Origin of the sequence: Arthrobacter sp. JUb119 (assembly GCF_024807995.1) — a bacterium.
Taxonomy (GTDB): Bacteria; Actinomycetota; Actinomycetes; order Actinomycetales; family Micrococcaceae; genus Glutamicibacter.
The window spans coordinates 157,349-176,580 of the sequence record NZ_JANUFE010000007.1; the positions used below are offsets into that span (position 1 = coordinate 157,349).

Sequence of the window (19,232 nt, forward strand, 5' to 3'; positions counted from 1 at the left end):
TCAGCTAGTCATCGGACTTCTTGCCGTTGCCGTTTCCATTGCCGTTTCCGTTGCCCTTGTTATTGGAGTCGGGCTTCGGCGAGGATTCTTCCTTAGGCTTGGAATCTTCCTTCGACTCTTCCTTGTCATTGTCCTTCTCATCCGAGTCGGACTTGGAATCGTCTTCTTCCTTCGGCTTTGGCGGAGGCGGCTGGCGACGGGCCGAACCGAAGTTGTTCCGCTCGTATTCGTGCACGGCCTCCTCCATGAAGTCCACCCACAGCGGGGCGGCGAAGGTCGAGGAATCGACCATCCAAGGGGCCTTCTTGTCGTTGACCATCGCGCCGTGCATCTGGTTCTTCTCTTCGCCGGCCTTGCCCTTGAGTCGGCCGACCCAGGTGGCGGTGGAAATTCCGGTGGTGTAGCCGACGAACCAGGTCGAGGACGCGTAGTTGTTGGTACCGGTCTTGCCAGCGATTGGGCCGTCGACGCGGCCCTTGGAGACGCGGTTGGTGGCGATCTTCTTCAGGGTGCCGTTCAGATCGGCAACGTAGGTCGGGTCGATTTCCTGGGAGCAGGATTCCTTCTTGACCTTGTACTCGTTGCCGTCCTTGTCGGTCACGCTGTTGATGGCGCGTGGTTCGCAGTACTCGCCCTTGTTGGCGAATGCAGCGAATGCGGCGGCCTGGGACAGCGGGGTGATTTCTGCCGAGCCGATGATGAACGAAGGGTTCGAAGGCGAGATCGGGGCAGGGCCGCCCTTGGCGCCCTGATCCAGTACGCCAAGCTTCTTGGTGTAATCGGCGATGGTGCACAGGTCGGTCTTGTAGGCCTCCTGCACGGTCGCGGTATTGATCGACCAGTACAGGCCGGTATCCACGGTCATCGAGCGGTAGAAGCCAGGCGATGCATTCTTCGGTTCCCAATTAGAACCAACAGTTGTCGTTCCTCCGGGAAGGCAAGATGCCCGCCACTTGGAGCCGGGTACGAAAACCTGCTTCTTGGCATTGATCTTGTCGTACATGCGGTTGCCTTCGGACAGCCAGCCCAAGGTGGTGTACGGCTTCATGGTAGAACCACCCTGGAACCCGCCAGCGCCACCCAGGGAACGCTCGACAGCGAAGTTGTAATAGGTGTTCTCGCCCGAGTTCTTGACTTCCGGACCGTAGGTGGTGTTCTGCGCCATGGTCAGGATCTTGCCGGTGCCCGGCTCGACCGAAACGATCGAGGAGTAAATGTCGGTGTTGGACTTGGCCTTTGGATCGATAGCCTTCGCTGCGTCCTTGGCGGCCTTCTTGTTCAGCTTGCTGTTCAGGGTGGTCTTGACGGTCAAGCCGCCACGGTACAGCAGGCCTTCGCGATCTTCCTTGGTCTTGCCATAGGTGTCATCGGAAAGGATCAGATTGGTGACGTAGTCGCAGAAGTAGGCATTTTCCTTGGCCGCGGTGCAACCGGAAGGGGACGTGCGCGGATCCAGTTCCAGGTCCGACTTCACCGCCTTGTCGTATTCCTTCTTGGTGATTGCGCCGGTGCGGTACATGTTGCCCAGCACCTTGTTGCGGCGGTCGATGGATCGCTCAGGGTTGTTGATCGGGTTGTAGACGTTTGGCAGCTGGACCATGCCGGCAAGCATGGCCGACTGCTGCACGTTCAAGTCCTTGGCATCGGTTGAGTAGAAGTGCTGAGCGGCAGCCTGCACGCCGTACTCGCGACCCGAGAAGAGCACCAGGTTCAGGTAGCCCTCCAGGATCTGGTCCTTGGACATTTCCTTCTCGATGGCCACCGCGTACTTCAGCTCGCGGATCTTATCCGAGTAGCCCTTCTGGCCGGAAACAGTGGATTCGTCCGAACCGGTGAGCACCTGGTTATTCACTAGCAGGTTGTTCACGTACTGCTGGGTCAGGGTGGAAGCACCAGAGCGGCTCGAAGAGGTGAGGTTGCCAACTACTGCACGGGCGATGCCCTTGGGGTCGATGCCCTTGTGCTCGTAGAAACGCTCATCTTCCACCGAGATGATCGCCTTGCGCATGTTTGGCGAGATGTCATCTAGCTTCACAGGCTGGCGATTTTGCTGGTAGAAGTTCGCAATGGCCTTGCCATCAGCGTCAAGGATCGTGGAAGGCTCCGGGATGGGGAGCTTTTCAAACGAGCTCGGGAGCGCGCTGACGATGTTGTTACCGGTGGTCAAACCGGTTTTTGCGATAGCTGCAATGGGCACGAGCATGCCTGCTGCGAGCACACCACACAGGGCGCTGATTCCGAAGAATGCAACGACTTTTCCCAGGGTGGTAGCGGTATCAAAAAAAGGGGACTTCTTGGCTGCCATACCCACTAGTTTACAAGGACGCGCTAACGTATCGAGTATGACTAAATGGGAATACGCCACTTTGCCGCTTTTGATTCACGCTACGAAGCAGATTTTGGACCAGTGGGGTGACGATGGCTGGGAGCTGGTAACCGTGGTTCCAGGCCCCAACGGCTCATCTCCAGTGGCCTACATGAAGCGTCCGAAAGCGTAACTAGCAACAACATTTACTGAAGGAGAAATCCCATGCAAGAAGCTACTTCCTCGCGTGTCGAGGCTCGTCTGGCCGAGCTCGGTCATGCCTTGCCAGCTGTGGCAAAGCCGGTAGCCGCCTACCTGCCAGCCGTTACCACCGGCAACTATGTCTACACCTCTGGCCAGCTTCCGCTGATTAAGGGTGAACTCACAGCCGTTGGAAAGGTTGGTGCCGAGGTTTCGGCCGAGGAGGCGAAGGCCCAGGCGCAGACCGCTGCGCTTAACGCGCTAGCCGCCATCAAGGCCGAAATTGGTGATCTAGATCGCATTAAGCGCATCGTGAAGGTTGTCGGTTTCGTGTCGTCGGCACCGGACTTCACCGGACAGCCAGGCGTCATCAACGGGGCATCGGAGTTCTTCGGCGAGGTACTCGGCGATGCAGGCTTGCACGCACGCTCGGCCGTCGGCGTTGCCGTTCTGCCGCTGGATGCACCTGTCGAGGTCGAGGTCATCGCCGAATTTGAGTAATTCAAGCCAGATTCCTGCTGCGCGGTCCCGACGGGCATTCCCGGCGGGGCCGCGCAGCGGTATGGTGCGCCGGCTCTTTGATTTGCCACCGCATCAAATTGCCACCGCCGAAAACTGGTTCTCTTTCGGTTCGCGCACGCCGCGCACCCCGCGGCGCGCGTCCTCCATCTGCCTTGTGAGGGATTCTTCCCACGGCGTGGAGACCTATCTGACTTATCGCCCCGGGGGCTCCCCACTGGGCAACGTGGCCTTTCCAGGCGGCAGCCACGAGGCGAGCGACCGTGCCACCTACCAATGGTTCGGTCCGAGCCTGTCCCAATGGTCCAAGCGCATGGACATGCTGGACCAGCAGTTGGCGCAGGCATACATCGTTTGCGCCATCCGCGAGCTTTTCGAAGAGACCGGAATCCTGCTGGCCGGCACCGATGAGCAATCCGTGGTCGAAATGACCGATGCAGAAGACTGGATGACCGCCCGCGAAGCAATCGCCGGACAGGACCTGGCCTTCGACGAATTCCTGCGCCGCCGCGGACTGGGCTTGCGCACAGACCTTTTGCGTCCGGTATCCCACTGGCTCAACCCGAACTTTGCCCTGCGCCGCTTCGACACCTGGTACTTCACTGCCACCGTGCCCAACCGCCAGGAGGCTGCCTTGCTGCGCGGCAAAGGCAAATGGGGGCGCTGGTGTGCCGCCGGGGAAATATTGGCCAAACGCAGCACCAGCGAGCTGGGGGACAGCGTTGGCCAACCCAACACAGTGAACCTCGCGCTCTCGGAGATTAGCTACCCGGCGGTGGAAATGATCCTGGAAGCCATGGCGGAGGCCAATGGAGTGGTCGCCTACCTTTCGCGGGCCCGTTCGTTGAATCTCAAGCATCCGGACCTGCTGGTGCGCGATGGCATTTACTATCTGGAAGTCCTTGGCTCCATGAGCGCTGAATCCTCCCGCCCATGGCAGACTACTGCCGGGCACTGAGAGCAGAACTTAAACAAAGCAGGCCGGGAATCCTTGAAGGATTCCCGGCCTGTTTGCATCACTGCGGTTTAGCGCGAGCGCTGGCGCAGACGCTGGATATCCAGGATCACGACGGCGCGTGCTTCCAGGCGCAGCCAGCCGCGCTGCACGAACTCGGCCAGAGCCTTGTTCACGGTTTCGCGGGAAGCACCAACGAGCTGAGCCAGCTCTTCCTGAGTCAGTTCGTGGGCAACCAGGATGCCGTCGGTAGCTGGGCGACCGAAGCGGTCAGCCAGATCCAACAGAGCTTTGGCAACACGGCCAGGAACGTCAGAGAAGACCAGATCGGCCAGGGACTCATTGGTACGACGCAGACGTGCAGCCAGAGCCTGCAGCAGCTGGATCGAGACCTCAGGGGAGTTCAAGATAGCCTTGCGCATGTTCTCGTGGCTCAGGCCCGCCAAGCGGGTCTCGGACACGGCGGTTGCAGTTGCGTTGCGTGGGTGTGGATCGAACAATGCCATCTCGCCAAACAGTTCGCCTGGGCCAAGAACAGCAATCAGGTTCTCGCGACCATCCGAAGAGGTGCGACCCAGCTTGATCTTGCCCGAAACGATGAAGTACAGACGGTCACCCTGATCGCCTTCACGGAACACCGATGCGCCGCGGGAGAGATCAACCTCGGTCAATTCTTCGGTTAGCGCGGCGAATACTTCATCACCAAGCGACGCAAACAGTGGCGCGCGACGCAGTACCTCGATATCCATTAAATCTCCTGTCAACAGTAGTAGGCGCTTACTTCATTGTGCCGTATTCGGTAACAATGTGACAGTTTCCACACGTGGTTTAACCAAGAAAATGTTGAAAATCACGCACATTCGACTAAAACTCGCGAATCTGCTCGCAGAAATCCATCAGCTTCTAAGGGTACCTTGGGTCTATACGAACTTTATGAATGAACTGGGGTCTTGGTGCTCGGAATTTTCAGCTGGCTCGACGTAGTCATCTGCGCTGTTTTGCTGACGTTTTTCGTTGTTGGAGTTCGTCGAGGTTTTCTGCTGACCATTGGCGACATGCTCGGCCTGATTGTCGGCGGCGTCGCCGCATTCTTCGCCATCCCGCTGGTTTCCACCTTCGCCACGAACCCCTGGTGGCGGGTCGGCCTGATGATAGCTACCGCAGCCGTGCTGATCATTCTCGGGCAAGCTCTGGGACGGGTGATTGCAACTCGCATCCGCCACTGGATGAATGTCGATTTCCTGCGTGCCGCGGACCGCATTGCCGGTGGCGTGCTGTCGGTGTTCATTACCGCCACAATCATCGGTGGCTTGGCCTTTTCCACTTCAAGCATGGGTATTCCAAGGCTTTCGCTGGAGATCAGCAAGTCCAAGATGATCGACTCGATTCGTGGCCTGACACCCGAGTTTGTCGATGCCGCGATTTCCACCGCACGCTCCAAGGTGATCGCCGAAACCCTCCCCGCATTCCTGGAGCCTTTCGCGCCCCCGGTCCAGGCGCCGGCCAACACCGAATGGGCAGCTAACGACCTGCAGCTGGCCGCTGCCCAATCGGCCGCCAAGATCTCCGGTACCGCGGTGCAATGCGGTGTGAACCTGACCGGCTCAGGCTTCGTTGTCGACCACGAACTGGTCATGACCAACGCGCACGTGGTCGCCGGATTGAGCGCGGCAACCGTGGAGGTCGGCGGTGACGAAGTTCACCGCGGAAAGGTTGTTTATTTCGATCCCAAGGCCGACATCGCGCTGCTTTACGTCGAAGGGCTGGAGGCAGAGCCTATCGACCTCGCCGCTGATGACCTGATGCGCGGCGACTCGGCAACCTTTGTCGGGCACCCAGCGGGCGGCCCGCAGCAGATCCGCGGAGCCTTGATCGCTTCCCGTGCCTTCGTCTCCATTGCCAATATCTATGGCGCGGACCCATCTCGAATCTCTGTCTACCAGCTCACCGCGGAAGTAGCCCAGGGCAATTCCGGCGGACCGCTGCTGGATGAATCCGGCGACGCGGTGGGCTTGATCTTCGCCAAGTCGCGCAGCGATGACGAGGTCGGCTTCGCCCTGAGCCTCGAAGAGATCGAGAACGCCATGGAGCTGGGCGGCGATCGGCGCACCAGCATCAAAACAGGCGACTGCGTCACCGGCTAGGGCTTGCGGCTATTTGCCCAGCAAATGCGCGAGCTGCTGAACCGCCAGCTTGTAGCCGTGCACGCCCGCACCGATGATGATCGAGCTGGCTACCGGCGAGATGAAGGAATGGTGGCGGAACGCTTCACGCTTGTGCACGTTCGAGATGTGCACCTCGATGGCTGGCAACTGCACGCCGCTGATGGCATCGGCAATAGCCACAGAGGTATGGGTGAATGCGCCGGGGTTCATGATGATGCCGGCTGCGGTAGTGCGGGCCTCGTGAATCGCGTCGATGAGCACACCCTCATGGTTGGACTGCAAGGCGCGCAATTCGAAGCCGAGGGCCGCAGCGGTTTCCCGGGCCAGCTGCTCAACATCGGCCAGGGTGTCGTGGCCATAGATTTCCGGCTCCCGGGTGCCCAGCAGATTCAGGTTGGGGCCGTTGAGCAGCAAGATGGTGTTCGATGCGTTCTCAGTCATGAACTCAAATCTATTACACAACCGGGAAATTCCCGCCCGAATTCTTTGGCCCCGTAATACAAGAAGCCGCCGTGCGTCCACACCAGCGGTGTGGACGAACGGCGGCTTGCTGCACTGGGGCGTGCTGAGGCTATTTGCCCATGGACTGCGCGATCTGGCTCATCACCGTTGAATCGGACAGCGTGGTGGCATCGCCGACCTCGCGGCCCTCGGCCACGTCCTTGAGCAGGCGGCGCATGATCTTGCCCGAGCGGGTCTTAGGCAGTTCCGGAACCACCAGCACATGCTTCGGCTTGGCGATCGGGCCGATGTCCTTGCCCACGTGGTTGCGCAGGGTCGCCACCACATCCTCGCCTTCCGCCGGCTCGGTCTGCAGGATCACGAAGGCCACCACGGCCTCGCCGGTGGTCTCGTCCTTCGCTCCCACCACGGCGGCCTCTGCCACGTATGGGTGGGCGACCAGCGAGGACTCGATCTCGGTGGTGGACAGGCGGTGCCCGGAGACGTTCATCACGTCATCCACGCGGCCCAGCAGCCAGATATCGCCATCGGCGTCCTTCTTCGCACCGTCGCCAGCGAAGTACATGTTCTCGAACCGCGACCAGTAGGTGTCCTTGTAGCGTTCCATGTCGCCCCAGATGCCGCGCAGCATCGCTGGCCACGGCTCGCGGATGACGAGGAAGCCGCCCTCGCCGTCGGCCACGGATTCGCCAGCTTCATCCACCACGTCAATGGCGATGCCCGGCACGGCCACCTGGGCCGAACCCGGCTTGGTTGCGGTGACGCCCGGCAGCGGAGCGATCATGTGCGCGCCGGTTTCGGTCTGCCACCAGGTGTCCACGATCGGGGCCGGGTGTTCCTTGCGTTCGCCGTTCTTGCCGTTGTTGGTGCCGATGGCATCGCGGTACCACATCCATGCTTCCGGGTTGATCGGTTCGCCCACCGAACCCAGCACGCGCAGCGAGGACAGGTCGTAGCCATCGGGGATCTCGCGGCCCCACTTCATGAAGGTGCGGATTGCGGTGGGCGCGGTGTACAGGATGGTGACGCCGTACTTTTCCACCAGTTCCCACCAGCGGCCCTGGTGCGGGGTATCCGGGGTGCCCTCGTAGATCACCTGGGTGGCGCCGTTGACCAGCGGCGCGTAGGTGACGTAGGAATGGCCGGTCACCCAGCCGATGTCCGCGGTGCACCAGTACACGTCGGTTTCCGGGTGCAAATCGAAGGTGTCGCGGTGGGTCACGGCGCCCTGGGCCAAGAAGCCGCCGGTGGTGTGCACAATGCCCTTGGGCTTGCCAGTGGTGCCCGAGGTATACAGCACGAACAACGGGTGCTCGGAGTCGTGGGCTACCGCAGTGTGCTCGGTGGCGGCGGTGCCGACGACGTCATCCCACCACTTGTCCAGTGCGCCGAATTCGGTGGGCTCGCCGTTGCGCTTGACCACCAGAACGTTTTCCACGGTGTGGCCCGGTGCTTCCAGCGCCGCATCGACTGCCGGCTTCAGCGAGGACGGCTTGCCGCGGCGCCAGGTGCCATCGGCGGTGACCACGAGCTTGGCGTCCGCATCATCGATGCGGCTGCGCAGCGCGTCGGCGGAGAAGCCGCCGAAGACCACCGAGTGGATGGCGCCGATGCGGGCGCAGGCCAGCATGGTGATGACGGCTTCCGGGATCATTGGCAGGTAGACGGCCACGCGGTCGCCCTTGGCCACGCCCAGGGATTCGAAAGCGTTGGCGGCCTTCTTGACCTCTTCGGTCAGCTGCGCGTAAGTGTAGGTGCGGGTATCGCCCGGCTCGCCTTCGAAGTAGATGGCGACGCGGTCGCCCAGGCCGTTTTCCACATGGCGGTCCAGCGCGTTGTAGGCCGCGTTGAGCTTGCCGCCGACGAACCACTTGGCCACCGGTGCCTGCGACCAGTCCAAGGTTTCAGTGAAATCGGTGTCCCAGGTCAGTACCTGGCGTGCCTGGTCCGCCCAATAGCCCAAGCGGTCTGCCTTGGCTGCGTCGTAGCGGGCCTGCGTTGCGATGGCCTGATCGCTGAAGTCCTTGCTCGGGGCAAAGGAACGGGTTTCGGTCGACAGGTTATCCAAGGTTTTCGAATCACTCACTGGGTTCGCGTCCTTCCGCGTAGTCACAAATATTTCCCTGTGATCAAAGTTACATCCTCCAGCAGGGCCGGTGTGCTTTGTGTCACCGGGAAAGGGGAAATGGGGTATTTTGTGCGCCGAGCGGTTAGCTGCACGCGATGAACAGCACGCCAAGGTGGTGTCCAAGGGTGAAAACTTCACGCCCTCATGACACGATCTAAAGCGTGGCGAAGAAATTGGACAACGAAACCGAGCTGGGGCTGAAGCGCCGGGCACGCAAGATCAACCGGGAACTGGCGAAGGCCTACCCCTACGCGGTGCCCGAACTGGACTTCGAGAACCCCTTCGAACTGCTGGTAGCCACCGTGCTCTCCGCGCAGACCACCGACGTGCGGGTCAATGCCATCACTCCAGCGCTCTTCGCCCGTTTCCCGGACGCCCACGCAATGAGCCAAGCCGAACGGGGCGAGCTTGAGCAGCTGATCCGCCCCACCGGTTTCTTCCGCGCCAAGACGGACTCCCTGCTCGGGCTATCCGCCGCCTTGGTTGAACGCTTTGACGGAGAAGTGCCAGCCAAGCTCGAAGAGCTGGTGAAGCTTCCCGGGGTGGGACGCAAAACCGCCAACGTCGTGCTGGGAAATGCCTTCGGTGTTCCCGGAATCACCGTGGACACCCACTTCGGGCGCCTGGCCAACCGCTTTGGGTGGACCGATGAAACCGATCCGGTCAAGGTCGAGCACGCGGTGGGGGAACTGTTCGAAAAACGCGACTGGACGATGCTCAGCCACCGCGTGGTCTTCCATGGCCGCCGCGTCTGCCACTCGCGCAAACCTGCCTGCGGGGCCTGCGCCATCGCCAAGCTTTGCCCCTCGTTCGGCATCGGCGAGGAAATACCTGCCAAGGCCACAGCGTTGCTCAAGTATGAGCTCGCACCAGGACGGGAAGAATTGCTGGCGAAAATGATCGCCGGCGCAACCCGCCGCGAGCTGAGGGCTGAAGGATACGGATTGGACGCATGAGCGCGCGCTTGGAACTGGAAAAAGTAATTGCCCGCCACACGGCACAGGTCGGGGCAACGCAGAAACTGCCCAGCGAATGGGTGATGAGCGATATCGAGCTCGGTGCTGCGCGCCGTGCCGCGGTACTGATCCTGTTCGGTGCTGCCGGCGAAGCGGCCCTGGAGCCGCACTCCCGGGCCGGCGATCTGGACGTGCTGTTCGTGGAGCGCGCCGCGACCCTGCGCAAGCACGCGGGCCAGATCGCTTTCCCCGGAGGCGGGATCGACCAGGAGGATTCGAGCGTTGCCGACGCCGCCTTGCGCGAGGCGTGGGAGGAAACTGGCGTGGACACCTCCGGGATCGAGGTCCTGGGCACCTTGGGGGAAACCGAATTGCCGGTTTCGAACTTCCTGGTCACCCCGGTGATTGGCTGGTGGCATACCGAATCCAGGGTTTATCCGGCTGACCCGGCCGAAAGCGCCGGCGTATTCCGCGCCCCGGTGGCGCACCTGCTGGAGCCGAGGAATCGCCTGACCGGCGTGGTGCAGCGCGGCAATCAGAAGTTCAAGTCCCCGGCCTTCGATTTTGAAGACCGGATCATCTGGGGCTTCACCGCGATCGTGCTGGACAGGCTGTTCAACGAGCTGGGTTGGACCCAGCCGTGGAACAACCGCCGTGAACTGCGCATGGCCTGAAGCCGGCTACTTCGCATCCGCGTAGTTCCCGGAGATCGCAACACTGACCGGGAAGCGCGGCGAGGCCTGGCCGAACAGGGAACGCCCGGCGAGCATGGCCGCATGCCGGATGAGCTCCTGCAGTTGCCCAGCCAATTCGGTGGGGCATTCAAAGACGATTTCGTCATGGACAAAGAACACCTGGCGGCAGGTCTGGCTCCACCCGGCCTGATGGATCAGGTGCCGTGCGTGGCCCATCCACACCAAAGCCCACTCCGCGGCGGTCGCCTGTACGACAAAGTTCCTGGTGAACCGGCCGCGGGCTCTCGCCGCGCCGTCAGCAGCCCGCTGCGATGCTTCATCGTTGGTAGCTTTCTGCGCCTGCAGCCACTGCTCATCGGCTGGCGGGCAGCCGCGGCCGAGGAAACTGCGCACGCCTTCACCTTGCTCGCCGGCAAGAGCTGCCTGTTCGACAAAACGCATGGCGGTGGGAAAACTGCGGGTCAGGGCCGCACCCACTGCACCTGAAGCACCGCCGCCACCGCCGTAGATGACCGAGAGCATGCCCAGCTTGGCCTCATCTCGGGAAGCCACGAGCTGGGCATCGAGCAGCCACTGGTACAGGTCATCTTGCTGGCCTGCTTTTTGCAATTGCTGGTCATTGGAAATAGCTGCCAGGATTCGAGGTTCCAGTTGCCTCCCGTCGGCCACCACAAACGTCGAGCCGGGACGGGTGCGCACGACCTGCCGGATGGAATGCGGCAATTGGAGCGCCCCGCCACCAGAAGCGGCCCAGCGTCCTGAAGTCACCGTTCCCAGCACATAATGCGGATGGAAACGGCCGCCTTTCACCCATTGATCCAACCACGCATCACCATGGGTGCTGGCAAGACGCGAGAGTTTCTTGTATTCAAGAACCTCAGAAATCAATGGATGCTTGATCTGCTCCAGTTCCCAGGCCCGCACCGAGCTCACCGCGAAACCGGCCTTATGCAGGGCGCGCAACAGCTCCTGCGGCGAATCCGGGTTGAGCCCGGGACTGCCTAATGCCTTGGCCAATTGCTGGGCCTTGGCCGCGAGTTTCGGCGGCCGTCCATAGTCGGATACGCGTTCGCCCAATTGCTCGCGCAGCAGGGCGCGGTGTCCGGCTTCATCCCACGACAAACCGGCCGCTTCCATCTCGCAGGCAATCAACGCACCTACCGATTCGGCGTGGATCAATAATTCCAGACGCTGACGGGTGCTGGGATCCTGCGGCAACGCCTTGCGCTGGGCAACGTACATGGCTACGAGCTCGGAAAGGGATTCGCCGGAGGTCGGGGCGGCAAAGAGCGCATCCTGGTTGGCCCTTTCGTGAGCCTGAACTGGTCGTTCAAGATCGAAGTCTTCGAGCTTTTCCTCACTCAGCGGCGAGCGGTGCAAGATGCGTTGGGCCAAGGAGAGAATGCAGGCCTTGGCCAGATGAACACCCGCAGAAACAAGTGGCTGCATCCACGGGGTGGTGCGGAGCATGGCCCATCGGGGCGAATGCCGTGCTTCGATTTCGGCAACAAATCCGGCAAAATCATCCCGGGATACCGAGACGACCGGCTGCAGCGAGTTGCCAGAATACTGGTCGCGAAGATCGATCAGGGCATAGCCATCAGGATCGGCAGCAAGGAAAGCGATGGCACTCATGGATCTATTGTGCCGTGCCAGCGGCCGATATCCCCAGTTGGTTGGCGAGCGGCACGCAAATGATTAGGCAGATGCCACGCTCGATGCATGAAATGGCTATCAGAGTCCTCATCGGCTAAACCGCTGAAGGACACCCAACGATTCGTGATGACTGAACTGGATTTCGCGCAGGCGCCTCCGAACAGCACCAGGAGGCCGGCAGCGGCTGACCACACGGCGGAAGATGAACCGATCTGCACCATCGTGAGCAACGATGCACGGATTATTGAGCGATGCGCAGTGATCGCGGTCGGCGCGGCGGTGAGAATCAACAAATGCACCGACCCGCAGCTGCTGCCCGCCGATGGTTCTGGGCCGGTGCTGTGGGGCAGCGACATGGCAGCACTAGCCGAAAATACGAGCCGGCCGGTGGATGTCCTGGTCGGTCTGGAAGATGGCGAGGCCATCGTGTGGAGCTTGGCCAGCAGAATTCCCAAGGCAAGGGTGGCAGTTTTGCCCTCGGCCAGCCAATGGCTCGGCGAGTACCTGGGTCTATGGGCCATGAGGGCAGGGCATGGACACACACTGGCACTGCATTCCACAGCAGGCGGGCTGGGAACAACGACCCTGGCCCTGTTGCTGGCGCATGCCGGGACATTAAGTGGTCTTCGCAGCGCCATGATTGATCTGGATCCGCATTCCCAGGGCGCTTGGCCGCTGGTTTGCACCCAACCGCCAACGGGAATTGGATGGGAAGAATTGCGGCAATCCGGTGGCGCGCTTGCTGCTCATCAACTGGCTGAAACGCTGCCGAAGCTTCGCGATACCGCGATCTTGACCTGGTCCCAGGCAAGCAGAACGCATGAGCTGGAGGGCCAGCTGGTGATCCGCCTGCTGGCCGCCGCCCGGCAAGGATTCGATCTGGTCGTAGTGGATGCCGGGCGCGCACCGCATCCGCAACGGCTGGCACTGAACCAATTCATAGACCGGAATATCGCCACTGTCAGTTCGCTGACCGTGCCAGCCTCTGGGGAAGTGGTGCTGTGCGGGGAACAGAAACTACGCAGCACCCCTGCGGGTTTTCCTCAGATTCTTGGTGCCTTCCCCGATTTTCCCCGGATCAGCAAAGCGATCGAGCGCGGCCAATTATACGACAGTTTCAAATCCCGGGCATTGCGCCAGCACCTGTCCAACCTCTGCCTGATACCGCAAATGAAGGAGCAGCACCCATGAGCCCGGGCCGGCATAGCCACAACGCCAACCCATCAACGGGCGGGCCTGTGCTGGATGCCAAAATCCTTGAATCCGTGCGTGAACGCGCATTGCTCACCGGCGGGCAGCTTGATGCGATTGCCTTGGCAGGAGCCGTTCACGACTCCGGCGCGGCTCTGGGTTCCCAAGGTGCCGCACAATCGCTGGAATCGCTGCAGAACGAAGTGGCAGGATTATCAATCCTCGAGCCTTTCGCACAGCGGCCCGAGGTGACCGATGTCCTGGTCGACGGGCAAGGGATGGTCTGGACGGATTCTCCGGCCGGCCTGCAGCCCACCGAATTCCGGTTTTCTTCCCCAGAGCAGGTTCGGACCCTGGCCGTCCATCTTGCAACCCTTGCGGGCCGACGGCTCGATTCAGCTAGCCCGTTCATGGACATGAGCTTGAAGAATTACCGCGTCCACGCTGTACTGCCTCCAATTGCCACAGCCGGACCGCTGATCTCGATTCGCGTCAAGCGCAGTGCCCAGCTCGAACTGGGCACCGTCCTGGAAGGATCGAACGGGTTCTGGCTACCGCTGCTTCAAGCCATCGTGGAACGCCAGATGAACTTCCTGATTACCGGAGGAACAGGCAGCGGCAAAACTACCCTCCTGCAAGCCATGCTTGCCGAAGCCAATCCGCGGCACCGTCTGGTCATCGTGGAAGACTCGCAAGAACTGCATGTACCGCACCCGCATGTTGTGTCCTTGCAAACCCGGTCGGCCAACGTCGAATCTGCCGGCCAGGTGCAGCTGAAGGATTTGGTTGTCCAAGCCCTGCGCATGCGCCCTGACCGTCTGGTCGTTGGCGAATGCCGTGGGGAGGAAATACGCGATTTTCTGGCAGCCATGAACACGGGGCATCAGGGAGCCGCAGGCACCATGCACGCCAACAACCCGCAGTCAGTTCCGGCCCGCTTGGCGGCGCTGGGTGCGCTCGCCGGATGGAGCGTGCAGGCGACTTCGTTGCAGGCCTCCAGCGCCTTGGATCTTGTCATTCACATGAACAGGGGGAGCCAAGGGCAGCGCGGACCGGTGGCCCTTGGATGCCTGGACACCGGTAGCGATGGCCAGATGCACATGCGGCGCCTGATAGACCTGGACGCCGCCGAACCGCTGGCCGACTACGGGCACAACTTCCTGGCGAACAGATTTGGCCCATCGCTCACGTGCACCATTGCCAAGGCGCTAGGCGATGAGCACGCCAAGGAGCGTTGACCAATGCTGATCCTCATCTTTGGCGCACTGGCCTTGTGGCTGTGGATCCCCGCGCACCCGGCAAGCAAAATCAAAGCGGGTTCCCTGCGCAGGCTCCGGGATCGCGGGGCGGAACGCCACACGGACGATGACCAGGTACTGAGCACCGATGCCCGCATCATTCGTGAACTCTCGGCGCTGCTCCGAAGCGGATTGGATTTCCATCCCGCAGTTGATGCGTTGCTGGAGGCCGAGGACGACAGCGGGAACATCATCCGAGCGCTCAAAGACCTCCAAGCAACGCATCGGCTAAGCAACAGCGCTCCCGGACCCGGTCTTCCGGCGGAGCAGGGACAAGGTCCAGCGGTGCGACGACTGCACTGGTGCCTGGAACTCTCCGAACGCAGCGGCGCAAGCCTTGCCGATGTGCTGGAACGGCTAGCCGAAGACCTCGAATGCGCCCTAGTAGCCCAGCAAGCATTCGAGGCGGCTATGGCTGGCCCGAAAGCAACGACTAAGTTGCTGACATGGCTTCCACTAGTCGGGTTTGGATTCGGTCTGCTTGTGGGCATTGATGTTCTGGGCACAATAGGCCGATCATGGGCGGCGCAACTCAGCGTGCTCATTGGAGCATTGCTGTGGATCGCCAACCGGATCTGGTGCCGGCGGCTCATGCAGGCAACCACTAGCCAGGCACTGTCATGATCGTTCTGATTCTGCTTCTAGGGGCGCTTTCCATCGCTTTGGCATTAGGACGGCCCAACTCGAAAAGTCGAGAAGGCAAGGCGCCGCAGTGCCTTGGGAAAAGACGGCAGGAAGATGAAAAACCTGTCGAGCTGATCCTGGATCTGAGCGCCAGCCTGTTGGACTCGGGGATGCCCATCACCGAGATCCTCGATCTGCTCGGTCACAGCATTGAACAGTGCGCGGTGCTGCGCAGCGTAGCGCGCTGCTTGGAAATGAACATGGCGTGGGACAAAGCCTGGGAAGCCGTTCCGCCCTGGCTCGACCCGCTGCGGAAAGCACTGCACTTTGCCCACATGACCGGAGCGCCGGCAGCCAATCTGCTACGAAATACCGCGATTCTGCAACGCCGTGAACATGCACAGAAAGTCGCGCGCCTCGGAGCACAATTCGGTACCAGGCTCGTACTGCCTCTAGGGGCCTGCGCACTGCCGGCTTTCATCGCCCTGGGCGTGGTTCCACTGATCATCGCGCTATTCCCCAGCTACCAGTAATCCCCGGCCGAAGGTTATGCCCAGCTCGTAGGAAACCCATGTTGCTGCCCGCGGCGCTCGCCGATGGTAGAAGCACAACATCCACGGTATCGACGCCGGGGATGACAGTCTAGAAAGGACAACACAATGAACCGACGGTTCCGGGAAATCAGGGATCTGCTGCGAGAAGAGCAGGGATCCACCACCGCCGAATTTGCTATGGTCACGCTGGCTGCCGTGGCTTTTGCCGGCTTGCTGATCAGCATCCTGTCCAGCGGCGACGTACGTGGCATGCTGATGGGCCTGATTACTAAAGCGCTGTCGCTGTAGGCCATGAGCTTCAGCGACGAATCGGGTAGCAGTACCGCCGAATTTGCGGTGCTGCTACCCGCGGTTGCCATGATGCTGTCCTTGGGTTTGTGCTTGGGTGTCGTCGGGATCCAGCAGATCCAAGTTCAGCAGGCAGCCGGTGCCATGGCCAGGGAATTGGCCCGCGGCGAGGACGATGCAACCGCTCGCGCCAGCGGCGTGAGGCTGGCAGGAAGCCAAGCCCGTTTCTCGCTCTCAACAGCCAACGGCTACTGGCAGGTTCACGTCAGCAAATCGGTGAGCCTTCCAATCGTTGGCAGCCTTCAAATCCATGGACAAGCCAGTGTGGCCGTCGAATGAAAAAGCGGCGGAGCCTTCGAAGCGAACAGGGTAGCGGAACGGTCATGGCAACAGCGCTCGTGGTTGTTGCACTGCTAATTGCCGGTGCCGTTTTAGCATGGGTTGCAGCAACCCGAGCCGCGATGCAGGCTGCCAGCGCCGCCGATCTGTCGGCGCTGGCTGCTGCGGATACGGCCCGCGGGTTGCGCCCCGGGGACCCCTGCACAGTTGCGGCGTTGTTGGCCGAATCCAACGGTGCACTGCTGGCAGCATGCACGGTGGAACCCGACGGCCAGTCGGTGCGCGTTACGACTAACGTTCCTGTCGGATTCCGTGCCCTGGGCATAGAACTGTATCTGGCCGAAGCCCAGGCACGGGCGGGAGCACCGCCACTGGATGCACCGGGGCGGTGAGCATGGCGGAAGCGGTTAGCGGTGGTGCGCTGGCTCCACGTCGTCAAGCACGGCCGTCAACAGCAAGATCGCTCCAGCCTTGTCCAATGGATTATTGCGGTTACCGCACTTGGGGGACTGCACGCAGCTTGGGCAGCCGTGCTGGCATTCGCAGGCCTCGATGGCATCCCGGGTGGCCCGGATCCAATCGGTGAAGCGCTCGAAACCACGCTCGGCGAATCCAGCACCGCCAGGCTGCGCGTCATAGACGAAAATTGTCGGATGGCCGGTATCCATGTGTAGCGCAGTGGATACTCCGCCGATATCCCAACGGTCGCTGGTAGCAACCAGCGGCAGCAACCCGATCATGGCATGCTCGGCAGCATGCAAGGCTCCGGGGAACTGATCTACCTCCAAACCAGCTCGAAGCAATCGCTGCTCGGTCAGGGTGAACCAAATGGACTTGGTATTCAGATCCCGGGCTTCAAGCTCCAACGGTTCTTCGGACAGCACTTCATTAGAAGCCACCGACTTCCGCTGGAAAGACACGACCTGGGTGGTCACAGTGACTTCACCGAAATGAATCGTCAGTTCTCGGTGGTTACGGCTGCGTTCCTCGGAATCAATGGCAACCGTGGTGAGATCACGCGCCGTGGTGTAGTAATCAGGATTCACCCGAGTCACGATCACCACGTGGTTCTGCTCATCAAGTTCTTCCACATGGTAGCTGGCACCCTGATGGACGTAGATGGCCCCGGGATGCGCCTGATAATGCGTTTGCGGGGAATCCATCGTGCCTAGCAGAGCGCCGGTTTCCGCATCGATGATGTCCACTGGTCCACCGCCATCGGCCCGAATGGAGAACATCCCTGCCGCATGTTGCGGATGCGTCCAGAACCATCCAGCCGGGCGCCGGCGCAAGTAGCCGCGTTGCACCAGCGAATCCAGAAGCTGTTCGGTCTGCGGACCGAAAATTTCCAACTCCTCCGGGCGCAGGGGAGATTCTTGCGCGGCGGCGCAGAGGTGGCCGCTAAGCACATACTTATTCTGCGGATCAAAGACTGTCGCTTCGACACCCAAATCGAAGATGGCTTCGGGATGATGTGCCAGGTAGGTGTCCAACGGATCTTCAGCTGCGACAAAGATCGCCAGCGCATCCTGGCCCGAACGTCCGGCACGGCCGATTTGCTGGAAGAACGATGCGCGGGTGCCTGGCCACCCAGCCACCACTACCGCGTCCAGCCCCGCAATATCGATACCCAGTTCCAGCGCCGAAGTTGAGGTGACACCCAGCAGCTCGCCACTGCGCAATTGCTTTTCCACCTCACGGCGTTCATTAGGCAAGTAGCCCGAGCGGTACGCTGCAAGCCGGACGGATAGATCCGGTGCAAATTTTTCCAGATGCTTGCGGGTGAGCGTTGCGATTGTTTCAGCACCGCGGCGGGACTTGATGAAGACAATGGTTCGAATATGATCAGCCATCAGATCGGTGAGGATCGAAGCGCTCTCGGCGATGGCGGTACGCCGTACCGGCGCACCGTTTTCACCGCGGTGATCACTCATCGGAGGTTCCCACAAGGCCATCACCAGTTCACCGCTGGCGGAGAAATCGTTGGTCACCGCTTGAGCTGGCGCCCCAATGAGACGCCCGAAGGATGCTTCGGGGTCTGAGCTCGTCGCGGACGCACCGATGAAGACCGGGCAGCTGCCGTAATAGGCGCAAATGCGACGCAACCGGCGCATCAGGTTGGCTACGTGTGCGCCAAAGACCCCACGGTAGGAATGGGCCTCGTCGATAATGATGTAGCGAAGGCGCTTGAAGAATCTGGACCAGGCCGGATGGTTGGGCAGGATGCCGCGGTGCAGCATATCTGGGTTGGTGAAGACGAAGTTGGCGTGCTGGCGTACCCAAGCACGGGTGGCCTGGTCGGTATCGCCATCGTAGGGAGCGGCTCGGACCCCGGGAACGCCTAGGGACTCCACAGCGGAAAGCTGGTCGGCTGCCAGTGCTTTGGTTGGGCAGATATAAAGCACCGATGCACCGGCATCAGCATCGTTGAATCCGCTGTCCTTCGCCTGGTACAACTGTTCCAGACTTGGCATCAGGTAGGCCATGGACTTGCCTGAGGCGGTACCGGTGGAAACTATGGTGTGGTGGCCCTCGTGGATGAGGTTGGCTGCTTGGGCCTGGTGTAGCCAAGGCTGTTGGATGCCCAGTCCCTGGAATATCCCAACTAGTTCAGCGCTGAGCCACGCTGGCCATTGGCTGGTGATCTCGTCTTTGGCAGTCCTGGTGCGGCGGTGCACCACAGCATCGGGATCATTGGTCCGGTCATAGGGATCTAAGAGAGAACGCACTGACTTCACGAGGACGCCTTCCGGACCGAGAACTGCTGGAGTTAAAGACTATCGCCGTGGGGGGGGGGGGGGGGGGGGGGGCGGGGGGGGCGGGGGGGGGGGGGGGGGGGGGGGCGGGGTATTTAAAACAAAACCCCACCACAACACAACCCACCCACCCCAAACAC

Annotated in this window: 19 protein-coding genes; 13 read left to right on the forward strand and 6 right to left on the reverse strand. The window is 61.2% G+C overall.

From position 1 onward, the window contains the following. Window positions 1-4: 4 nt before the first annotated feature. Window positions 5-2,305 (reverse strand): transglycosylase domain-containing protein, encoded by a 2,301-nt coding sequence (locus M2368_RS16745; RefSeq protein WP_332730733.1) that lies wholly within the window; start codon window positions 2,303-2,305, stop codon window positions 5-7. Window positions 2,306-2,342: 37 nt separating this feature from the next. On the opposite strand from M2368_RS16745, the gene sp36 reads away from it, so the two are divergent. From sp36 to M2368_RS16760, 3 genes are all read left to right on the forward strand, one after another. After that, a complete protein-coding gene (gene sp36 / locus M2368_RS16750; RefSeq protein WP_013349841.1) occupies window positions 2,343-2,498 on the forward strand; it encodes a Sp36 family protein in 156 nt (51 codons plus the stop codon). Between the two features lie 32 nt (window positions 2,499-2,530). Further along, complete coding sequence (locus M2368_RS16755) at window positions 2,531-3,007, forward strand: RidA family protein (RefSeq protein WP_105656982.1); 477 nt, start codon at window positions 2,531-2,533, stop codon at window positions 3,005-3,007. A 61-nt stretch (window positions 3,008-3,068) separates the two neighbouring features. Beyond that, window positions 3,069-3,983: an NUDIX hydrolase gene (locus tag M2368_RS16760; RefSeq protein ID WP_105656981.1), complete on the forward strand. Its 915-nt coding sequence runs from the start codon at window positions 3,069-3,071 to the stop codon at window positions 3,981-3,983. Window positions 3,984-4,051: 68 nt separating this feature from the next. Here the strand turns inward: M2368_RS16760 and M2368_RS16765 are convergent, their stop codons facing one another. Further along, window positions 4,052-4,729 carry a Crp/Fnr family transcriptional regulator gene (locus M2368_RS16765; RefSeq protein ID WP_022874282.1) on the reverse strand — a complete coding sequence of 226 codons (678 nt, stop codon included), beginning with the start codon at window positions 4,727-4,729 and terminating at the stop codon, window positions 4,052-4,054. 204 nt (window positions 4,730-4,933) lie between these two features. On the opposite strand from M2368_RS16765, the gene M2368_RS16770 reads away from it, so the two are divergent. After that, the gene (locus tag M2368_RS16770) at window positions 4,934-6,124 is read left to right on the forward strand and encodes a MarP family serine protease (RefSeq protein WP_286134139.1); all 1,191 of its coding nucleotides are present in this window, start codon (window positions 4,934-4,936) and stop codon (window positions 6,122-6,124) included. Between the two features lie 9 nt (window positions 6,125-6,133). Here the strand turns inward: M2368_RS16770 and aroQ are convergent, their stop codons facing one another. Both aroQ and acs read right to left on the reverse strand, forming a co-directional pair. After that, window positions 6,134-6,586: a type II 3-dehydroquinate dehydratase gene (aroQ, locus tag M2368_RS16775; protein WP_105656979.1), complete on the reverse strand. Its 453-nt coding sequence runs from the start codon at window positions 6,584-6,586 to the stop codon at window positions 6,134-6,136. A 130-nt stretch (window positions 6,587-6,716) separates the two neighbouring features. Further along, the gene (gene acs / locus M2368_RS16780; protein WP_105656978.1) at window positions 6,717-8,693 is read right to left on the reverse strand and encodes an acetate--CoA ligase; all 1,977 of its coding nucleotides are present in this window, start codon (window positions 8,691-8,693) and stop codon (window positions 6,717-6,719) included. A gap of 203 nt (window positions 8,694-8,896) precedes the next feature. On the opposite strand from acs, the gene nth reads away from it, so the two are divergent. Together nth and M2368_RS16790 are read left to right on the forward strand one after the other, a co-directional pair. Next, window positions 8,897-9,691, forward strand: a complete 795-nt coding sequence (nth, locus tag M2368_RS16785) for an endonuclease III (RefSeq protein WP_105656977.1) — start codon at window positions 8,897-8,899, stop codon at window positions 9,689-9,691. Continuing rightward, window positions 9,688-10,365, forward strand: a complete 678-nt coding sequence (locus M2368_RS16790; protein ID WP_105656976.1) for an NUDIX hydrolase — start codon at window positions 9,688-9,690, stop codon at window positions 10,363-10,365. Before nth ends, M2368_RS16790 begins: the two co-directional genes overlap by 4 nt. A gap of 6 nt (window positions 10,366-10,371) precedes the next feature. On the opposite strand, the gene M2368_RS16795 is transcribed toward M2368_RS16790, so the two are convergent. Further along, complete coding sequence (locus M2368_RS16795) at window positions 10,372-12,021, reverse strand: bifunctional 3'-5' exonuclease/DNA polymerase (protein ID WP_133833573.1); 1,650 nt, start codon at window positions 12,019-12,021, stop codon at window positions 10,372-10,374. A gap of 87 nt (window positions 12,022-12,108) precedes the next feature. Here M2368_RS16795 and M2368_RS16800 point away from each other — a divergent pair, with 87 nt between their 5' ends. The 7 genes from M2368_RS16800 (at window position 12,109) to M2368_RS16830 (ending at window position 16,728) form a co-directional block, all read left to right on the forward strand. Further along, the gene (locus M2368_RS16800) at window positions 12,109-13,233 is read left to right on the forward strand and encodes a CpaE-like family protein (RefSeq protein ID WP_498724750.1); all 1,125 of its coding nucleotides are present in this window, start codon (window positions 12,109-12,111) and stop codon (window positions 13,231-13,233) included. Further along, window positions 13,230-14,471, forward strand: coding sequence for a TadA family conjugal transfer-associated ATPase (locus tag M2368_RS16805; protein ID WP_133833575.1), 1,242 nt, complete (start codon window positions 13,230-13,232; stop codon window positions 14,469-14,471). The genes M2368_RS16800 and M2368_RS16805 overlap by 4 nt, the downstream gene beginning before the upstream one ends. Before the next feature lie 3 nt (window positions 14,472-14,474). Beyond that, entirely contained in the window at window positions 14,475-15,155 is a 681-nt protein-coding gene (locus tag M2368_RS16810; RefSeq protein ID WP_133833576.1) for a type II secretion system F family protein, read from the forward strand. Beyond that, complete coding sequence (locus M2368_RS16815) at window positions 15,152-15,688, forward strand: type II secretion system F family protein (protein WP_133833577.1); 537 nt, start codon at window positions 15,152-15,154, stop codon at window positions 15,686-15,688. The genes M2368_RS16810 and M2368_RS16815 overlap by 4 nt, the downstream gene beginning before the upstream one ends. 126 nt (window positions 15,689-15,814) lie before the next feature. Next, window positions 15,815-15,997, forward strand: coding sequence for a DUF4244 domain-containing protein (locus tag M2368_RS16820; RefSeq protein WP_105656970.1), 183 nt, complete (start codon window positions 15,815-15,817; stop codon window positions 15,995-15,997). Window positions 15,998-16,000: 3 nt separating this feature from the next. Then, window positions 16,001-16,336: a TadE family type IV pilus minor pilin gene (locus M2368_RS16825; protein ID WP_105656969.1), complete on the forward strand. Its 336-nt coding sequence runs from the start codon at window positions 16,001-16,003 to the stop codon at window positions 16,334-16,336. Further along, on the forward strand, window positions 16,333-16,728 hold the full coding sequence (locus M2368_RS16830) for an Rv3654c family TadE-like protein (protein ID WP_133833578.1): 396 nt from the start codon (window positions 16,333-16,335) through the stop codon (window positions 16,726-16,728). Before M2368_RS16825 ends, M2368_RS16830 begins: the two co-directional genes overlap by 4 nt. Before the next feature lie 15 nt (window positions 16,729-16,743). Here the strand turns inward: M2368_RS16830 and M2368_RS16835 are convergent, their stop codons facing one another. After that, on the reverse strand, window positions 16,744-19,074 hold the full coding sequence (locus tag M2368_RS16835; RefSeq protein ID WP_133833579.1) for a DEAD/DEAH box helicase: 2,331 nt from the start codon (window positions 19,072-19,074) through the stop codon (window positions 16,744-16,746). Between the last annotated feature and the right edge of the window lie 158 nt (window positions 19,075-19,232).

Excerpts from the sequence above, each read along its gene's own strand:
- M2368_RS16745 (WP_332730733.1), bottom strand. The coding sequence starts at position 2,305 with ATGGCAGCCAAGAAGTCCCCTTTTTTTGATACCGCTACCACCCTGGGA.
- sp36 (WP_013349841.1), top strand. The coding sequence starts at position 2,343 with ATGACTAAATGGGAATACGCCACTTTGCCGCTTTTGATTCACGCTACG.
- M2368_RS16755 (WP_105656982.1), top strand. The coding sequence starts at position 2,531 with ATGCAAGAAGCTACTTCCTCGCGTGTCGAGGCTCGTCTGGCCGAGCTC.
- M2368_RS16760 (WP_105656981.1), top strand. The coding sequence starts at position 3,069 with ATGGTGCGCCGGCTCTTTGATTTGCCACCGCATCAAATTGCCACCGCC.
- M2368_RS16765 (WP_022874282.1), bottom strand. The coding sequence starts at position 4,729 with ATGGATATCGAGGTACTGCGTCGCGCGCCACTGTTTGCGTCGCTTGGT.
- aroQ (WP_105656979.1), bottom strand. The coding sequence starts at position 6,586 with ATGACTGAGAACGCATCGAACACCATCTTGCTGCTCAACGGCCCCAAC.
- M2368_RS16790 (WP_105656976.1), top strand. The coding sequence starts at position 9,688 with ATGAGCGCGCGCTTGGAACTGGAAAAAGTAATTGCCCGCCACACGGCA.
- M2368_RS16795 (WP_133833573.1), bottom strand. The coding sequence starts at position 12,021 with ATGAGTGCCATCGCTTTCCTTGCTGCCGATCCTGATGGCTATGCCCTG.
- M2368_RS16800 (WP_498724750.1), top strand. The coding sequence starts at position 12,109 with ATGAAATGGCTATCAGAGTCCTCATCGGCTAAACCGCTGAAGGACACC.
- M2368_RS16805 (WP_133833575.1), top strand. The coding sequence starts at position 13,230 with ATGAGCCCGGGCCGGCATAGCCACAACGCCAACCCATCAACGGGCGGG.
- M2368_RS16810 (WP_133833576.1), top strand. The coding sequence starts at position 14,475 with ATGCTGATCCTCATCTTTGGCGCACTGGCCTTGTGGCTGTGGATCCCC.
- M2368_RS16815 (WP_133833577.1), top strand. The coding sequence starts at position 15,152 with ATGATCGTTCTGATTCTGCTTCTAGGGGCGCTTTCCATCGCTTTGGCA.
- M2368_RS16820 (WP_105656970.1), top strand. The coding sequence starts at position 15,815 with ATGAACCGACGGTTCCGGGAAATCAGGGATCTGCTGCGAGAAGAGCAG.
- M2368_RS16825 (WP_105656969.1), top strand. The coding sequence starts at position 16,001 with ATGAGCTTCAGCGACGAATCGGGTAGCAGTACCGCCGAATTTGCGGTG.
- M2368_RS16830 (WP_133833578.1), top strand. The coding sequence starts at position 16,333 with ATGAAAAAGCGGCGGAGCCTTCGAAGCGAACAGGGTAGCGGAACGGTC.